Annotated in this window: 12 protein-coding genes, 1 tRNA gene and 1 pseudogene; 7 read left to right on the top strand and 7 right to left on the bottom strand. The window is 52.1% G+C overall.

The window, feature by feature from the left end; all coding sequences use genetic code 11:
* The 3 genes from IPK30_02560 to IPK30_02550 all read right to left on the bottom strand — a co-directional run bounded on the left by IPK30_02560 (position 1) and on the right by IPK30_02550 (position 3,836).
* Positions 1-1,251, bottom strand: a complete 1,251-nt coding sequence (locus IPK30_02560; GenBank protein ID MBK8102199.1) for a cytochrome P450 — start codon at positions 1,249-1,251, stop codon at positions 1-3.
* A 65-nt stretch (positions 1,252-1,316) separates the two neighbouring features.
* The gene (locus IPK30_02555; protein MBK8102198.1) at positions 1,317-2,480 is read right to left on the bottom strand and encodes a hypothetical protein; all 1,164 of its coding nucleotides are present in this window, start codon (positions 2,478-2,480) and stop codon (positions 1,317-1,319) included.
* A 21-nt stretch (positions 2,481-2,501) separates the two neighbouring features.
* Positions 2,502-3,836, bottom strand: coding sequence for a cytochrome P450 (locus IPK30_02550; GenBank protein ID MBK8102197.1), 1,335 nt, complete (start codon positions 3,834-3,836; stop codon positions 2,502-2,504).
* Positions 3,837-3,959: 123 nt separating this feature from the next.
* On the opposite strand from IPK30_02550, the gene IPK30_02545 reads away from it, so the two are divergent.
* From IPK30_02545 to IPK30_02515, 7 genes are all read left to right on the top strand, one after another.
* Complete coding sequence (locus tag IPK30_02545; protein MBK8102196.1) at positions 3,960-4,421, top strand: Rrf2 family transcriptional regulator; 462 nt, start codon at positions 3,960-3,962, stop codon at positions 4,419-4,421.
* A gap of 81 nt (positions 4,422-4,502) precedes the next feature.
* On the top strand, positions 4,503-6,173 hold the full coding sequence (hcp, locus tag IPK30_02540) for a hydroxylamine reductase (protein ID MBK8102195.1): 1,671 nt from the start codon (positions 4,503-4,505) through the stop codon (positions 6,171-6,173).
* A gap of 126 nt (positions 6,174-6,299) precedes the next feature.
* The gene (locus IPK30_02535) at positions 6,300-6,650 is read left to right on the top strand and encodes a histidine triad nucleotide-binding protein (GenBank protein ID MBK8102194.1); all 351 of its coding nucleotides are present in this window, start codon (positions 6,300-6,302) and stop codon (positions 6,648-6,650) included.
* Between the two features lie 42 nt (positions 6,651-6,692).
* A complete protein-coding gene (locus tag IPK30_02530) occupies positions 6,693-8,189 on the top strand; it encodes a glutamate--tRNA ligase (protein ID MBK8102193.1) in 1,497 nt (498 codons plus the stop codon).
* A 42-nt stretch (positions 8,190-8,231) separates the two neighbouring features.
* Positions 8,232-8,306 (top strand) — tRNA-Ala (locus IPK30_02525).
* Between the two features lie 151 nt (positions 8,307-8,457).
* Positions 8,458-10,527 carry a TonB-dependent copper receptor gene (locus IPK30_02520; protein ID MBK8102192.1) on the top strand — a complete coding sequence of 690 codons (2,070 nt, stop codon included), beginning with the start codon at positions 8,458-8,460 and terminating at the stop codon, positions 10,525-10,527.
* A gap of 73 nt (positions 10,528-10,600) precedes the next feature.
* On the top strand, positions 10,601-11,407 hold the full coding sequence (locus tag IPK30_02515) for a hypothetical protein (protein ID MBK8102191.1): 807 nt from the start codon (positions 10,601-10,603) through the stop codon (positions 11,405-11,407).
* On the opposite strand, the gene IPK30_02510 is transcribed toward IPK30_02515, so the two are convergent.
* From IPK30_02510 to pilB, 4 genes and pseudogenes are all read right to left on the bottom strand, one after another.
* Positions 11,345-11,947, bottom strand: coding sequence for a dephospho-CoA kinase (locus IPK30_02510; GenBank protein ID MBK8102190.1), 603 nt, complete (start codon positions 11,945-11,947; stop codon positions 11,345-11,347). The two genes, IPK30_02515 and IPK30_02510, sit on opposite strands and share 63 nt — an antisense overlap.
* A pseudogene (locus IPK30_02505) lies at positions 11,944-12,815 on the bottom strand (prepilin peptidase). The gene IPK30_02510 and the pseudogene IPK30_02505 overlap by 4 nt, the downstream one beginning before the upstream one ends.
* A gap of 3 nt (positions 12,816-12,818) precedes the next feature.
* Positions 12,819-14,093, bottom strand: a complete 1,275-nt coding sequence (locus IPK30_02500) for a type II secretion system F family protein (protein MBK8102189.1) — start codon at positions 14,091-14,093, stop codon at positions 12,819-12,821.
* Positions 14,094-14,108: 15 nt separating this feature from the next.
* Entirely contained in the window at positions 14,109-15,827 is a 1,719-nt protein-coding gene (gene pilB / locus IPK30_02495) for a type IV-A pilus assembly ATPase PilB (GenBank protein MBK8102188.1), read from the bottom strand.
* Positions 15,828-16,060 lie beyond the last annotated feature (233 nt).

Here is a 16,060-nt window from a genome sequence, read left to right as displayed (position 1 = left end):
TTAGGCTTCGATATCAAAAGCGATTTTCATCGATTTGATCGCGGGTATGAAGTTGGACACCAAGTAGTGCGGCTCGCTGACCAAGCGCGGATTGCGGATGCGCGGGATCATCTCTTCAAACATCACCAATAATTCTTTGCGCGCTAAATGCGAGCCGATGCAGAAATGCTGCCCCACGCCGAAAGTGCGGTGTTCGTTGCGCAGGTTTGGCATGCGGCGGGCGCGGGTGACATCAAACACTTCAGCGTCTTCACCAAAAATATCGTCTTGATGGTTTGCAGAAGGGTAGTACATGCGCAGAATATCGCCTTTCTTCACATCCATCTCGCCCACTTTGACATCTTGCTTGGCAGTGCGCTGCATAAAATTAAATGAAGGATAGAATCGCAAAATTTCTTCGATGGCATCGGGAATCAGCGTTGGGTCATCGACCAGTTTTTGCAGTTGCTCCGGATGTTTCATCAACAGGCGCATGCCTTGGCTGGTGGCTGTGCGCGTGGTTTCTACACCGCCGGCAATCAAAATTAAGAAGAAAGTGCAGAATTCAAATTCATTCAAACTTTCGCCATCAACGGCACCGTTAAGTAGCGCATCCAGCACCGAGCCGGGCGTGGGGTTGATTTTGTGTTGCACGGCCAGGGTCATCGCAATTTCAAAGAGTTGTGCAGCAGCGGCTTGTCCCATTTCGGGTGTTTGGCCGATTTCTGGATCGTCCATGCCGATCATGATGTCCACCAAATCTGAAAACTTCTGCCTATCTTCTGACGGCATTTCCATCAAAGCGCAGATAACAAACAACGGCATCTCAGCGGCGACTTCACTGACGAATTCGCATTCACCTTTTTTAGCAATTTTGTCGATGATTTCTTTAGCATTTTTGCGCATCATCGGTTCCAGTGCATCCACGGCTTTGGCTGTGAAAGCGTTGCGCACTACGCGGCGGTATTTGATGTGATCCGGTGGATCCATATTGATGATGAGCTGACGCATGATTTCCATCGCTTCTGGATCATCGCCACCCGGCTGAGGGTGGGCGAGATTTTCGCTGGAAGAAAACAGCTCGGGATTTTTGGAAACAAAATCAAGATCGTCGCGCTTGGTCACTGCCCAAAAATTTGCGTTGCGAATCGTGTCTTCTTGCCAAGACACGGGGCATTTTTCGCGCAGGGTTTTGAAATCTTCGAACGGCACGCCTTTCGCCATGCGCTCGGCATTCATCAAATCAAACTGGAAGGGACATTTCTCAGTCATGGTGGCGCTCTCCTTAAATAGTGTTGCCGGTACGCTAAAGGGCGCGTCACCGGCAAACAAGTTAGCTATTGCGCTGACTGACCGGTAGTGACAGCTATTTCACTGCTGTTTTCTGTTGGCAGTGTTTGCAGTAGGTAGTGGCGTGCGGCGCTGCGTGCGGGTGCATCCTCAGCAAACACGCTCTCCAAAAAGCTGTAGGCCGCTAGCGTGGTAAACATGTGTTGCCTGGCGGCTTGCATGGTGCGAGGTGGAATCTCGCCTGTGCAGGGCAGGGTGTGGTCACTGAGGTCGATGCCATCTGCCGCTGCATCCAGCCCGGGCAGGAATTCAATTTCCTTTTCATTGGCTGGTTTGTTTTTCAAACCTTTGATGACTTGTCGGCAGCCGAGCGTATCCGGGTTTGCCATGAAGCGCATGAAGGTAGAGGCCGGTTGTGCAAAACCGGCGTGCGAGGCATTTTTCAGATTGACGAGAATACTTCCCGGGTCTTTTTGCGAAATGGGTGCGGCATTTTTATCGAAGGGAATAATGGCATCGCCGTCACCGGCAATCATCATAAATGGTGTGTTCGTGCTGGTGAAAAAATCGGCGGTAAACATATTGGCCGGCCCTGCAATCGAGATTGCAGCCGTGATGCGTGGGTCGCGCACCTTGCGATGGAACGTGACGAGGGTGGATGTCATGCCGCCGAGCGATACACCGGCCACGGCAATTTTTTTTGCATCAATCGTATTGTGTAAAACATCGTTGGCATCCGCGTTGCGTTGCAACAGCGTGCTGATCAGAAAACTCACATCCCCTGGTTGATTCACCACATCACTGATAAAGGGTTTGCCCGGCGCAAAAAAATTGGTCAGCGGAAAATTGACGGCAACAACGGTGTAACCGTGACTCGCCAAAAAACGCACGAGGTACAAACCTTCCTGATGGAAAGACATAAAACCGTGGCTGTAAACCAACAGTGGCCCTGGATTTTGCAAACCTTGCGGCCGCCAGATTTTCCCTTTCAATACGCGCACATCGCGCCCTGCAAAATCGTTGTTGGCTTGTGTTTTGCGCGTTTCATCCACCGCTTTGAACGCTTCGGTGATGACGGGATATTTTCCTTGCGTAAACCAACGCTGGCTTTCGCTGCCTTGCGGTAAAGCGGTGGCGGGAATAGCTGCGAGCCAATAGATCGCGCCGCTGAGCAGTAGTAAGACCAGTAAAGTGATTTGCCATTTGTTCATTTGTTTTTCCCTGAAGTGTAATTAAAAAGATCGCCTGCGAATCTGCATGCGAAACCGATTGGGCAAGCTGGGCCCCGGATTAAAAATCATCGGGTAGCGTTTATTGGGTTCCACGGCGCCGAATTCATAATCGCGCAGCAGACAGGCAGTGGTGGAGAGAAAAATACTCTCTGCCAAGGCCGCGCCCAAACAAATATGCGGGCCGCGACCGTAAGGTGAAAACGCGTAGCGAGCGCGCTGCTCCATGCGCGGTTCAAGAAAACGGTCGATGTCGAATTGATCCGCGCCGCGAAAATAGCGTTCATCAAAATGCGGCGCGGCGGTGAAAAACATAATCTGCTGACCTTTTTGTACCTGCTTTCCTTGATAGGAAAAATCGCAAGCGGCGTGACGCAGTGTGCCAAAGGCCACGGGGTAGTAGCGCAACACTTCTTGGCACAAACCAAACAGCGCTGGAATGGCGCGCATATTTTCTGGCAGTGGCAATTGTCCGCTGTTGGCGGCGCAGGCGGCATCAATTTCATCGCGCACGCGTTTTAACAAAGTGGGGTTGTTGAGCAGTTCTTGCAACAAAAAAGTGAGTGAGCTGGCGAGAGTGTCAAGGCCGGCGATAAACGGTGTCAGCAAAATCGGCAGCAGTTCGGCTTCGCTGAGCGACGGGTCGGCATCCACGCGCTTGATCGCCATGGAAAATAAGCTGTCCTCATCCAGTTTTGTGCGCGCACGCCAAAATAATTCTGCGCCAAAGGCTTGCACGCGTTTTTCGTGGCGACGAAAAAATGGCAAGCGCAAAACAAAGGCAGGCAGGCTTTTGTTTAGCTTCACCACCAGCAACATTTTTAAGTATTCGCCGATGGAATCTGCTAAATCGGGCGGTAGTTGAAAAATCTCACCGGTAAATAAATAAGACAGTTCGCGTGTAATTAACGAGCGGCAAAATGGGTTGACGGAAACCGAGTTTTCTTGGCTGTGTTCATCCATAAATTGACGAATCACATCAAACAATTTGTCTTGCTCGCCGTGCGCCACCTCGCGGGAAATGTAGCGTTTCCATTGGCGACGCTCTTCGATGTGCGGCTGACCGTCCATGGCGATCAGCATGTGTGGACACTGCCAGTAAGCGCGCAGATCCTTCCACTGCTCCTCAGAGATGATGCAGTCCTTGCCCTCCTCGCTGAGGAAGCGGTTCACATCCACACCGCCCATCACCAATAATTTTTTATGCAAAATCTTGACGAAAAACATGGAGTCGTTTTCTTGCGTCATTACCATGAGAGCTGTCAGAGGGTTGCGCATCAGCTGCAGCAGCGAACCGATCAAGGGCAGGCCTTTGGCGGTAGGGATGGTGTCGCTCACAGCGCGTCTCCGGTGGGATTCAGTTGTTCTTGTTGTGTGAGAGCCTGAACTATACGCGGCGCTATGTTCTGCGTCAGCACTGTCAATATATACTTGCGTTGCAACAAGTCAGGGTTTTAGTAGATGCGATTGAGCCGTTTTTCCGACTATGCCGTGCGCGTGCTGATCTACAGCGCCATGCAGCCTGAGCGTTTGGTCACGCTACAGGAGATGTCGGATTTTTACGGCATTTCACTCGCGCACCTGCGCAAAGTTGTCCACAAGCTCGGCAAACTCGGCTATCTCAAAACCGCGCGCGGCAAGGGAGGCGGTTTGCGTTTGCAGCGTGATGCTAGTGAGATCAACATCGGCGAAGTAGTGGCCGCGTTTGAAGGCAAGGAATCGCTGATTGATTGCGCTGGCCTAGATTGCGTGGTGTTACCGGCCTGCGGCTTGCCGCGAGTGTTGCGGCGCGCACAAGCGGCTTTCTACAGCGAATTGGACAGCCACACCTTGCAGGATGTCATCAAGCAGGACAAGTTTCCTCGCGTGCTGGAGGCGGTAGACAAGCGTAGGCATGCTCATCCAATCATCGCATTCTCCTAAAAAGATAATCCAAATCAATTTCCTAAAAATACTTTCCAGATACATTTTCTCCTGCGTACCCAACCCCGTGGAGAAAGTTATATGTATTGCATCCAATGCGAACAAACCCTCGTTAACGACAAAGTCACCGGCTGCCAGTTCAAGAAAGGTAAATGCGGTAAAGAAGCAGAAACCGCTGACTTACAGGACATCCTGAACTACCTGTTGCAGGGGATCGGTCAGTACGCGCACCGCGCACGGCAACTGGGGGCGATTGATCTGACGGTTGACCGGTTTACTCCTCCGGCATTTTTTTCCACGCTCACCAATGTGAACTTTGACAGCGACCGCTTTATCAAGTTGATCGCCGAAGCCGAGCACATTCGCGATCAAGCGCGTGCCATGTACCTCGCGGCATGCGAGCGCAAAGGCATCCAGCCAGAAACATTGACGGGCCCGGCGGTGTTTCAGCCAGCCAAAACACTAGAGGGTTTGTTGGCGCAAGCGCCGGAAGCCAGCATCAAGCGCGATGATCCAGATGTATTCGGTTTGAACTGCTTGGTGTTGTACGGTTTGAAAGGCTGTGCCGCGTATTGCGATCACGCCATGGTGCTGGGCAAAGAAAGCGAAGAAGTGTTTGGCCTGTTCCACAAATACATGGATTTTCTGGCCAGCAAACCCGATGACATCGGCGTGCTGCTCGACACCAGCCTCAAAATCGGTGAGATGAATCTGAAAGTGATGGAGTTGCTGGATGCTGGGCATCGCGACAATTTTGGCACGCCAGAACCAACCCAAGTGCGCGTCACGCCCGTGAAAGGCAAAGCCATCTTGGTCAGTGGTCACGACATCGTCGACTTGTTCAACCTGCTGAAGCAGACCGAAGGCAAAGGCGTGAATGTTTACACGCACGGTGAAATGTTGCCTGCACACAGCTATCCGCAACTGAAACAGTTCAAACATTTGGCGGGTAATTACGGCACCGCGTGGCAAAATCAACAAACTGAATTTGCGGCGTTTCCTGGCGCGATTTTGATGACTTCCAACTGCTTGATCGACCCGAATGTGAACGGCTACGGCGATCGCATTTTCACGACGGGCCCAGTCGGCTGGCATGGCTTGCCGCACATCGAAGGCGTTATCGGCGGGCAAAAAGATTATTCTCCGGTGATCGAGTGTGCGTTGCAGCAATCTGGCTTTACCGAAGACCAGATTGAACAGTGCATCACCGTGGGCTTTGGTCGCGAAACCATTCTCAGTGTGGCTGATAAAGTGGTGGAAGGCGTGAAGAGCGGCGCCATTGAACACTTCTTCATGATCGGTGGTTGTGACGGCGCCGCGCCCGGCCGCAATTACTACGCTGACTTTGCCACCAATGCACCGGACAGTAGCGTCATCCTGACCTTGGGCTGTGGCAAATACCGTTTCAATCGCAATCATTTTGGCGATATCGGCGGCGTGCCGCGTCTGTTGGATTTGGGGCAGTGCAATGACAGTTACTCGGCAATACAAGTGGCCATCGCATTGTCGAAAGCCTTTGATTGTGGTGTGAATGATTTGCCGCTGACGCTGATCGTATCGTGGTTTGAGAAAAACGCCGCGGCAGTGTTGTTGACGACACTGGCACTAGGCATTCGCAACATTCACCTCGGCCCGACGCTACCACATTTCCTCACGCCCAATTTGTTGAATGTGCTGGTAGAGAAGTTTGCACTGCGGCCCATCGGTGATGCGCGTGAAGACATTGCGCGCATCATGAACAAAGCGGCGTGATGCATCGCACAAAGAAGGGGCAGCGCAAGCTGCCTTTTTTTTGCGTGGACTTTGCAGGCGATAGATTGCGCGACGGAAATGGCTCAGTGACAATGCAAAATTGCCAACTCGCCTAGGAGCAGCATCATGCCCGACACCATTTTTGGAAAAATCATTCGCGGTGAAATTCCTGCTACTAAGCTGTACGAAGATGAGCATTGCATTGCAATCAATGACATTCATCCGCGTGCGCCTGTGCATATTCTCGTCATTCCCAAAAAAGCGATTGCGCGTTTGGTAGATGCCCAACCGGATGACCAAGCCCTGCTCGGCCATTTGATGTTGGTGGCTGGCAAATTGGCCGAGCAGCACGGTGTGGGCAATTCTTTTCGCCTGCTGGTCAATAACGGCGAAGGTGCGGGGCAGACGGTATTTCACTTGCACCTGCACATTCTGGGCAACGATAAATTCAGCGAAGCGGATATGGCGCAGGCTTAATCTATAATTCGCCTCCTTTCGCACACTCAAATGCTTGCCGCCATGACCACTGTTCGCACTCGTATTGCTCCTTCTCCTACCGGTGATCCGCATGTCGGCACCGCCTACATCGCACTGTTTAATTTGTGTTTTGCGCGCCAGCACGGCGGACAATTTATTTTGCGTATTGAAGACACCGATCAAGCGCGCAGCACGCCAGAATCTGAACAGGCGATTTTTGAGGCGTTGCACTGGTTGGGTTTGCATTGGGACGAAGGCCCTGATGTCGGCGGCCCGCACGGCCCGTACCGCCAAAGCGAGCGCATGGCGATTTACAAAGAGTACGCGTTGCAACTGATCGAAAAAGGCCACGCGTTTTATTGTTTCGCCACGCCGGAAGAGTTGGATCAGATGCGCGCCGAGCAGCAAGCGCGCGGTGAAACGCCGAAGTATGACGGTCGCGGGTTACTGTTATCGCAAGAAGAAGTTGCCCAGCGTTTAGCAGCGGGCGAGCCTTATGTGATTCGCATGAAAATTCCGTCGGAAGGCCAATGCGAAATTGACGATTTGCTGCGCGGAAAAATTCTGATTGATTGGCAACAAGTCGACATGCAAGTGTTGATGAAAGCCGATGGCATGCCCACCTATCACTTGGCAAATGTGGTGGATGACCACTTGATGCAAATTACGCATGTGATACGCGGTGAAGAATGGATTAACTCAGCGCCGAAACATTTGCTGCTCTATGAATATTTCGGCTGGCAGGCGCCGGTGTTGTGCCATTTGCCGCTGTTGCGCAACCCCGATAAATCCAAACTCAGCAAACGCAAAAATCCCACCAGCATCAATTATTACCGCCGCATGGGTTATCTGCCGGAAGCGCTGCTGAATTATTTGGCGCGCATGGGTTGGTCTATGCCCAATGAAGCGGAAAAATTTACCTTGGATGAAATGTTGCAGCATTTTGATTTGCAAAACATCACGCTTGGCGGCCCTGTGTTTGATGTGGAAAAATTGAATTGGCTGAACGGTTGTTGGATACGCGAAAACTTGGATGTGGATGCCTTTGCCGAGCGCGTGCAACAGTGGGCGCTGAATCCTGAGTATCTGAAAGCGATGATTCCGTTGATTCAAACCCGCATCGAACATTTCTCACAACTGCCTGATTTATTGAGTTTCTTTTTTTCTGGCGCACCCGCGATCAACAAAACAGATTTTGATGCTTTGAAAATGGATGACGAACAATTGCGCCGCGTGTTGCAGTACAGCAGCTGGATGCTGGATGCACAGCGCAGTTGGCAGCGCGATGATTTGTACGCCGCGCTCAAAGGTTTGGCAGATGCGATGGGTTTGAAGATCAAGTTTTTTTTGCCGCCGCTGTTTATCGCCCTGACCGGCTCTACCTCCGCGCCGCCGTTGTTTGACTCGATGGCGCTGCTGGGAGCGGATCTCGTGCGTGCGCGTCTGCGTGAGGCGCTACAGCTCACCGGTGGTGTGTCCAAGAAAGAGGGCAAGCAGTGGGAGAAAGATTACCGCGCGCTGGGGCTGGTTGAGCGTTGATTGCAAGGCAGTTGCTCAGTAGAATGCCGCCTCCTAGATTTTGGGGGTATAGCTCAGCTGGGAGAGCGCTTGCATGGCATGCAAGAGGTCAGCGGTTCGATCCCGCTTACCCCACCAAAATAAAAAAGCGACCATTAATGGTCGCTTTTTTATTGCCTATCAGTTGCCAATGACTCGATGCGACAATATGTCACATTCCGGCCGTCGTTCCGCTTGCCTAGAATCCGCGCCCGACATTTGCCATCGCGTTGCGCGGATACAAAACACCATGACATGCCGATTGAAAAACTGGGTTCTTGCGGGAATTGCCGCCCTTTGTACAACTGTTACACACGCCGAAAATGGCAAAGAGACGACACAAGACAGCACACAGCTGAACACGGTGGTAGTTACAGCCGAGAAAACCACCGAGCCGCTGACGGTAGTGACCGATCCCAAAGCACCGCGCCAACCGCTGCCAGCGCACGATGGTGCCGATTATCTAAAAGCGATTCCAGGTTTCAGTGTCATTCGTAAGGGGGGTACGGATGGCGATCCGGTATTTCGCGGTATGGCTGGGTCACGGTTGAATATTCTGCTGGATGGAGAAATGTTGTTTGGTGGCTGCGGCTCGCGCATGGATCCGCCAACAGCGTATGTATTTCCCGAGAGCTATGACCGCATCAGCATCATCAAAGGACCGCAGACCGTATTGAGCGGCCCAGGCAATTCAGCCGGCGCTGTGCGGTTTGAACGCGACCACGATCGTTTGCCGAATGCCGATGTCAAAGTACATGCCAGTGCGTTGGTCGGCAGTTTTGATCGCAATGATGCCATGCTCGATGTGTTGGCTGGCACGCCAGATTTTTATGTGCGCGGCACTGCCACCAATGCACACCAAGGCGACTACCGCGATGGCGATGGCAAGAAAGTGCATTCGCAATACCATCGTTGGAGTGCCAATGCTGCCGTAGGTTGGACACCAGACGATGACACCACCATTGAACTGTCCGCCGGTCACAGCGATGGCGAAGCAGCCTACGCTGATCGTGGTGTCGACGGCTCACTGTTCAAACGCGAGAACATGGGCCTGCGTTTGATGAAGGAGAATCTCACCGAGCGCTGGAAAAAACTGGAAGCGCAGGCGTACTACAACTATGTGGATCATGTCATGGATAACTACAGTCTGCGCACACCAACCGGCATGATGGCGACACGCATGGCGATGAATCCGGATCGCGAAACAGTCGGCGCGCGCGTGGCCAATACCGTATTGCTCGGTGAACGCACCGAGCTGGTGATCGGTGCTGACACACAGCAAAACCAGCACAGCAATCGCATGAGCATGAACCAGAACATGATGCGTTTTCAGGACAGGGATCGGGTCGATGACGCGGATTTCGAACAAGTAGGCGTATTCGGTGAAGTGACCCATTCCTACAGCGATAGCCAGCGTCTCATCGGTGGGCTGCGCCATGATCACTGGCATGCAGAAGATGACCGCCAGACGGTGGCGCTGAACATGATGATGCGTGCGCCGAATCCAACAGCCGGTGACGAGCGTGTGGAAGAGCTGACCAGTGGCTTTATGCGCTATGAGCACGACATTGCCGACGGCACGGCTTATGTTGGCTTGGGTCGCAGTGAACGCTTTCCCGATTACTGGGAGCTGATTGCGAAGGAGTCAGCCAATTCGGTCAGCGCATTCGATGCGGATCCAGAAAAAACCACCCAGCTTGATCTCGGCTATTTGTTTACCCGAGGGCAGTGGCAAGGCAGCGTCTCAGCGTTTTATAACCAGATCGACGATTACCTGCTGATCCAGTCCGGTGTCGTGAAACCGATGGGGATGATGGGCTCTCGCACCACCACCATCACGCGCAACATCGAAGCACACAGCTGGGGCGGCGAAGCGGAGCTTAGCTACGCAATCAATAATTACTGGACTGTGGATGCGAGTCTCGCCTATGTGCGTGGCGAGAACGATACCGACAACAAATCCTTGGCACAGCTGCCGCCGCTCGAAACGCGCTTCGGTGTGCGCTATGACGATGGCACTTGGTCCTATGGAGCCTTGTGGCGCGTGGTGGCAGAGCAGACACATGTCAGCGTGAATCAAGGCAACATTGCTGGGCAAGATATCGGCAACAGCAATGGCTTCGGCGTGTTCTCGTTGAACGCAGGCTGGAAGGCCATGCCGGATCTGCAGCTCACAGCCGGCATCGATAACCTATTCGACAAAACCTACGCCGAACACATCAGTCGCAGCGGTGACATGGTCGCGGGTTTTGATCAGTTGGATCGCGTCAATGAGCCGGGTCGCACCGTGTGGTTGAAAGCGCAATTCGCTCTGGATTGAATCGACACAGACAGCATTTGTCTGTGCTGGTCGGTTAGTGGTACAAAAGCAGTTTGTTTTTTGGAGAGTCCACATGCTGCTCAAAGTCGCCAACCGCTGGCAAGCTTTCGGTATTCACATTCTGATCAGCCTGCTGATATTTATTGTGTTGGCTGCGGTGATCTATTTCTGGTGGTATCCCGGTTTTTTGTTTCGTTATGACGGCGGATTGGAAGGTATCAAACTTATTGCTGGTGTGGATTTCATTATCGGCCCCGTGTTGACCTTATGCGTTTATAAACTGGGTAAAAAAAGTTTGCCATTTGATCTTGCTGCAATTGGATTATTGCAGGCCGCCTGTTTGGTTGGCGGGATGTGGACGGTGTGGCAAACAAGGCCGATTGCAGTGGTTTATGCTGCCACGCAGGTGTTGTCGATCCCGTACAGCGTTTATCGTGACTATGATGTCAATCCAGCAAATGTTCCTTTGTTACAGGGAAAGTGGCCGGTGTGGATTGCGGTGGATTTGTCACCCGAAGAAGTTGCGAAAGCGCTACATCCTGTTTACAAACATGTACTGCGTGATCACTCCGTTTTTTTCCAAACAGATCGCTACCGTCCGTTGTCTTCGCGGTTAGATCAGCTATCAAGTGCAGGCATGTCTTTAGAAGAAATTCGTAAATTGCCGGATGTTGTAACCGCTCCCGATGCAACTTACGCACCTTCCGTACATTTCTATGCCGCTGGTCTCGGTTCGGGTTCCGGTTACATGGCAATTGATACGACTAATGGAGAAGTGGTGGATTTTGTAAGCGCAATGCGACGCGAAAAACCACTGTTAGACAGAGTGCGTCAAACTCAAGTAATGCTGATGCAGTTTATCAATAGCTTGATGAAGTGAAGCCAGATCGCCATCGTTGTTAACAATGTCATCTGCTTTAGCATTTCGTTGTTGGCGTGTGGCTTGCGCAGCCATGATGGCTTTAACTTGCTCAATGGAATTATTGTCGCGCGCGGTGGCGCGAGCGAGTTGCGTTTCTTCGGCTGCATCAATGACCAGCACGCGCTGACAAATGGCTTTTTGCCCCGCTTCAATGAGCAGCGGTGATTCCAAAACTGCGTAAGGGCTTTGTGCTAATTGCAACTGCGACCACATTTCTTCAAAAATCAGCGGATGCAGCAGAGCTTCCAGCCATTTGCGTTCGGCTTCATCAGCGAAAATTTTTTGGCGTAATGCAGCGCGATCCAAAGTGCCGTCTGCTTGAATAATTTCAGAACCAAAATGTTCAGCAATGGTTTTGAGTGCGGGCTTATTAGGTTCGACCACAATGCGCGCACACACATCCGCATCGACCACTGTAATGCCCAGTGCGCGAAAGCGTTCAGCGGCGGCCGATTTTCCACTGCCGATGCCGCCAGTGAGCCCGACGATATAGGTCACGGTGCAATGCCGCTGAGCTGTAAATACCAGCGCGTGAGATCATCGCCCCACAGAAGGCTGATCCACCCCGCCGTGGCGAGATAGGGGCCAAACGGGATAGGGATTTGTCGATCGCGGCCGCGAAACAGCATCATCGCAATGCCAAAAGCCGCGCCAGAAACAGCGGATAGCAAAATAATTGCGGCAGCGCCTGCCAGCCTAGCCACGCACCGAGTGCAGCGAGCAATTTGAAATCACCGTAGCCCATGCCCTCTTTGCCGGTGGCAAACTTGAACAGCCAGTACACCGTCCACAGCGATAAATACCCCGCAGCGGCGCCGATGATGGCGGATTCGACAGATACGAACACATTGCCCAACGATAGCAGCAACCCAGCCCATAACAGCGGCAGCGTGATGTCGTCGGGTAGTAGTTGGGTGTCAAAGTCGATGATAGCGAGCGTCAGCAATGCCCAAGTGAATACCAGCGCAGCAGCGCACTGCCAGGTCGCGTCGAAATGCCAAGTCACCACTGCGCTCAACAAGCCGCAAGTCGCTTCAACCACCGGATAGCGCGCAGAAATTTTTACTTGGCAACCAGAACAACGACCTTTCAAGAATAGGTAGCTGATGACGGGGATGTTTTCCCACGCACGAATTACATGCCCGCACTGCGGGCAGCGCGAAGGCGGAAAGGCGAGGTTGAGCGGTTCTTCGTCTGCCGTTGGTGTACCGGCGATTTCCGCACACTGCGCACGCCATTCGCGCTCCATCATGCGCGGCAAACGCAGGCAAACGACATTTAAAAAACTGCCCACCACACAGCCGAGCAGTGCGGCGAGAGCAGTCAGTACAAGCAGATCCTCGGCGGCAAAGTTCGCAGCTTCCACTGCTTAAACAACAGAGCCGAGCTGGAAGATAGGCAGGTACATGGCAATCATTAGACCGCCGACCAGAATACCGAGCACCGACATAATCATCGGCTCCAGCAGCGAGGTGAGGTTGTCTACTTTGTTGTCGACTTCTGCTTCGTAGTGTGTAGCTACTTTTTCCAACATGGTGTCCAGTGCGCCGGATTCCTCACCGATGGCCGTCATCTGAATCAATAACGTGGGAAATACGCCAGCGCTACGAAAAGCAACATTGATCATGGTACCGCCCGTAACCTCGTCGCGAACACGCCGGATAGCATCGCGATAGAGTGCATTGCCTGCTGCGCCAGAGACAGAATCCAATGCTTCTACTAGCGGCACGCCAGCAGAAAACGTAGTAGACAGGGTGCGCGCCATCCGCGCTACAACGGCCTCATTGATAATCATGCCGACAATGGGAATTTTTAGTGAGAAACGATCCACTGCATCAGAAAAAGCAGGGCTAGTTTCTTTGGCTTTGGAGAAAGCCATAAAACCTGCAATGGCTCCAGCCAATATGGGAAACCAGTACTTTTGTGCAAGGTTGGATAAGTTAAGCACAAACAAAGTAAAGGCGGGTAATTCAGCGCCGAAAGAGGAAAAGGTGTTTGCAAATACGGGCACTACTTTTACCAGCAAAATACCGGTAACAATAAAAGCAACGCAGAGTACGGCTATGGGGTACGTCATAGCCTTTTTAATTTTCTTTTTCAGCGCTTCTGTTTTTTCTTTGTAAGTAGCCACGCGGTCGAGCATGGTTTCCAGCGAGCCGGATTGCTCGCCTGACTCAACTAAGCTACAGAACAAGTCATCAAAATATTTGGGATATTTGCGCAGCGCACCGCCAAAACTGCCGCCGCCCGAGACTTCATCGCGCACGCCGAGAACAATTTTTTTCATGTTGGCATTTTCTGGGCCGTCGGCCACCAGCTCGAAAGATTGCACCAGCAGCACACCGGCTTTCATCATGGTTGCCAATTGGCGCGTAAAGACAGCAATATCGGCCGGTTTAATGGCTTTGCCTGAGCCACCAAACAGGGGCGTAGGTTTTTTCTTGATTTTAGGGTTGCTGTAACCCAGTTTGCGTACTTGGGCTTTGGCATCGGTCAGGGTTTGCGCTTTGACTTCACCGCGCACCATCTGTCCCTTCGGATTTTTGAATTCCCAGAGAAAAATATCCGGTTCTTTAACTTTCGGTTTTTTAACAGCGGGCTTGGGTTTGGCTGCTGGTTTTTTGGTTGTCGTTGTAGTGGCCATGTGTTAGTCCTTAAATTAGTCCTTGGTAACACGGTTAATTTCTTCGAGGCTGGTTAGCCCCCAAGCGCATTTGCGCAAGCCGGAGCGGCGCAAGTCAAAAAAACCTTCTTCTTTAGCGGCTTTGGCAATCTGTAAAGAGTTGCCTTCTTCCATAATAATCTGAGAAATTTTCGGTGTGATGCGCACCACTTCATAAATGCCCAGTCGCCCTTTGTAGCCGCCGTTGCACAATTCACAACCCACGGGTTTGAATACAGTGACTTCGCTGCGCTCTAGCCCGCAATCGAATAAACCTTCTTCCTCAAGCACGGATTCGGGTATTTCAGTGGCCGGTTGTTTGCAGGAAGGGCACAAACGCCGCGCCAAACGCTGCGCGATGATCAGGTTAACAGAAGTGGCCAGGTTGAACGACGGCACTCCCATATTGAGCATCCGCGTCAATGTTTCTGGCGCTGAGTTGGTGTGCAACGTAGACATCACCATGTGGCCAGTTTGCGCGGCTTTGATAGCAATATTGGCGGTGTCTAAGTCACGAATCTCACCGACCATGATGATGTCTGGATCTTGTCGCAAGAAAGCGCGCAAAGCCGATGAGAAGTCGAGCCCGATTCTGGCGTTGACGTTAACTTGGTTGATACCTTCGAGGTTAATTTCTACAGGATCTTCCGCCGTAGAAATATTGCGCTCCTCGGTATTCAAAATATTGAGTCCGGTGTACAGCGATACCGTTTTGCCCGAACCGGTGGGACCTGTTACCAAAATCATGCCCTGTGGCTGCATCAGCGCCTTCATGTACATGTCTTTTTGGTAATCCTCGTAACCGAGTGCGTCGATACCCATTTGTGCGCTAGTAGGATCGAGAATACGCATAACCACCTTTTCGCCCCACAGCGTAGGCAGCGTGTTGACGCGGAAATCGATGGCTTTGGTTTTGGATAGCTTCATCTTGATCCGGCCATCCTGCGGGACACGGCGTTCGGAGATATCCATGCGCGACATAACTTTCAGACGTGCCGACAGCTTCGGACCCAGTGCCAGCGGCGGGCGCGCCACTTCATGCAACACGCCATCGGTACGGAAGCGGATACGGTAGGCCTTTTCATACGGCTCAAAGTGCAAATCGGATGAGCCGCCTTTGATGGCATCCAGCAAAATTTTATTCACAAAACGCACAATCGGTGCGTCATCTACGCCAGATTCACCGCTATCACCTTTTGGCGCATCTTCATCGACGGCTTCAACATCGAGATCAAAATCTTCATCCAGTCCTTTGAATGCTTCGTTAGCATCTTCTTCGGTATCGGTGAGAAATTTTTCGATGGCTTTTGCCAGCTGGTCTTGCTGTACCAGTACCGCTTCTGTGGTGAGGCCGGTTTGAAATTTGATGTCATCCAGTGCGCGCAAATCAGCGGGATCTGTCATCCCTAAAAACAGGCGATTGCCGCGTTTGAACAGCGGAAGAACATGGTGTTTGCTGATCAATTCACGCTTTACCACATCCTTGGGCATTTGTGCGGTGTTGTGGCTGCTGATGTCGTATAACGGCACACCAAATTCTTCCATTGCCGCCAGTGCGATGGGGCGCGCGGTAGCCACTTTGTTTTCTACCAGCCATTGCGTCAATGGTATTTTGGCTTTGCGCGATTCCAGCAGCGCGTTTTGCGCCTGCTCCATGTTGATAAGGCCGTCGTTGACGAGGCGTCTGGCAAGACCGTTGACTGAAACTGTATTCATGGGCGCGTTGTGACGGATGGGGAAACGCCCTGAGTCTATCGGCAAAGTATTACCGGCGCAATAATTCAGGTTTTACAATGTGATAGCGGTCGCAGTTGAAGTGAAATCACGCTAGCACTGTAGGAGCGCCGCCTCGGCGCGATGTTTTGTCGCGGCAATAGGTCGCGGCAAGGTGCCGCTCCTACAGGAACAACACCTAAAGCGGCAACAACTGACCATTTTTGTCACCCGTT

It is taken from the genome of Cellvibrionales bacterium (assembly GCA_016713115.1).
GTDB lineage: Bacteria > Pseudomonadota > Gammaproteobacteria > Pseudomonadales > UBA7239 > UBA7239.
Note: the sequence above shows the minus strand (reverse complement) of the source record. Positions and strands in the feature narration are given on the sequence as shown.

Bases quoted from the DNA above. Each gene is read 5' to 3' on its own strand.
- IPK30_02560 (MBK8102199.1), bottom strand. From the start codon at position 1,251: ATGACTGAGAAATGTCCCTTCCAGTTTGATTTGATGAATGCCGAGCGC.
- pilB (MBK8102188.1), bottom strand. From the start codon at position 15,827: ATGAATACAGTTTCAGTCAACGGTCTTGCCAGACGCCTCGTCAACGAC.
- IPK30_02530 (MBK8102193.1), top strand. From the start codon at position 6,693: ATGACCACTGTTCGCACTCGTATTGCTCCTTCTCCTACCGGTGATCCG.
- IPK30_02520 (MBK8102192.1), top strand. From the start codon at position 8,458: ATGACATGCCGATTGAAAAACTGGGTTCTTGCGGGAATTGCCGCCCTT.
- IPK30_02545 (MBK8102196.1), top strand. From the start codon at position 3,960: ATGCGATTGAGCCGTTTTTCCGACTATGCCGTGCGCGTGCTGATCTAC.
- hcp (MBK8102195.1), top strand. From the start codon at position 4,503: ATGTATTGCATCCAATGCGAACAAACCCTCGTTAACGACAAAGTCACC.
- IPK30_02500 (MBK8102189.1), bottom strand. From the start codon at position 14,093: ATGGCCACTACAACGACAACCAAAAAACCAGCAGCCAAACCCAAGCCC.
- IPK30_02555 (MBK8102198.1), bottom strand. From the start codon at position 2,480: ATGAACAAATGGCAAATCACTTTACTGGTCTTACTACTGCTCAGCGGC.
- IPK30_02535 (MBK8102194.1), top strand. From the start codon at position 6,300: ATGCCCGACACCATTTTTGGAAAAATCATTCGCGGTGAAATTCCTGCT.
- IPK30_02515 (MBK8102191.1), top strand. From the start codon at position 10,601: ATGCTGCTCAAAGTCGCCAACCGCTGGCAAGCTTTCGGTATTCACATT.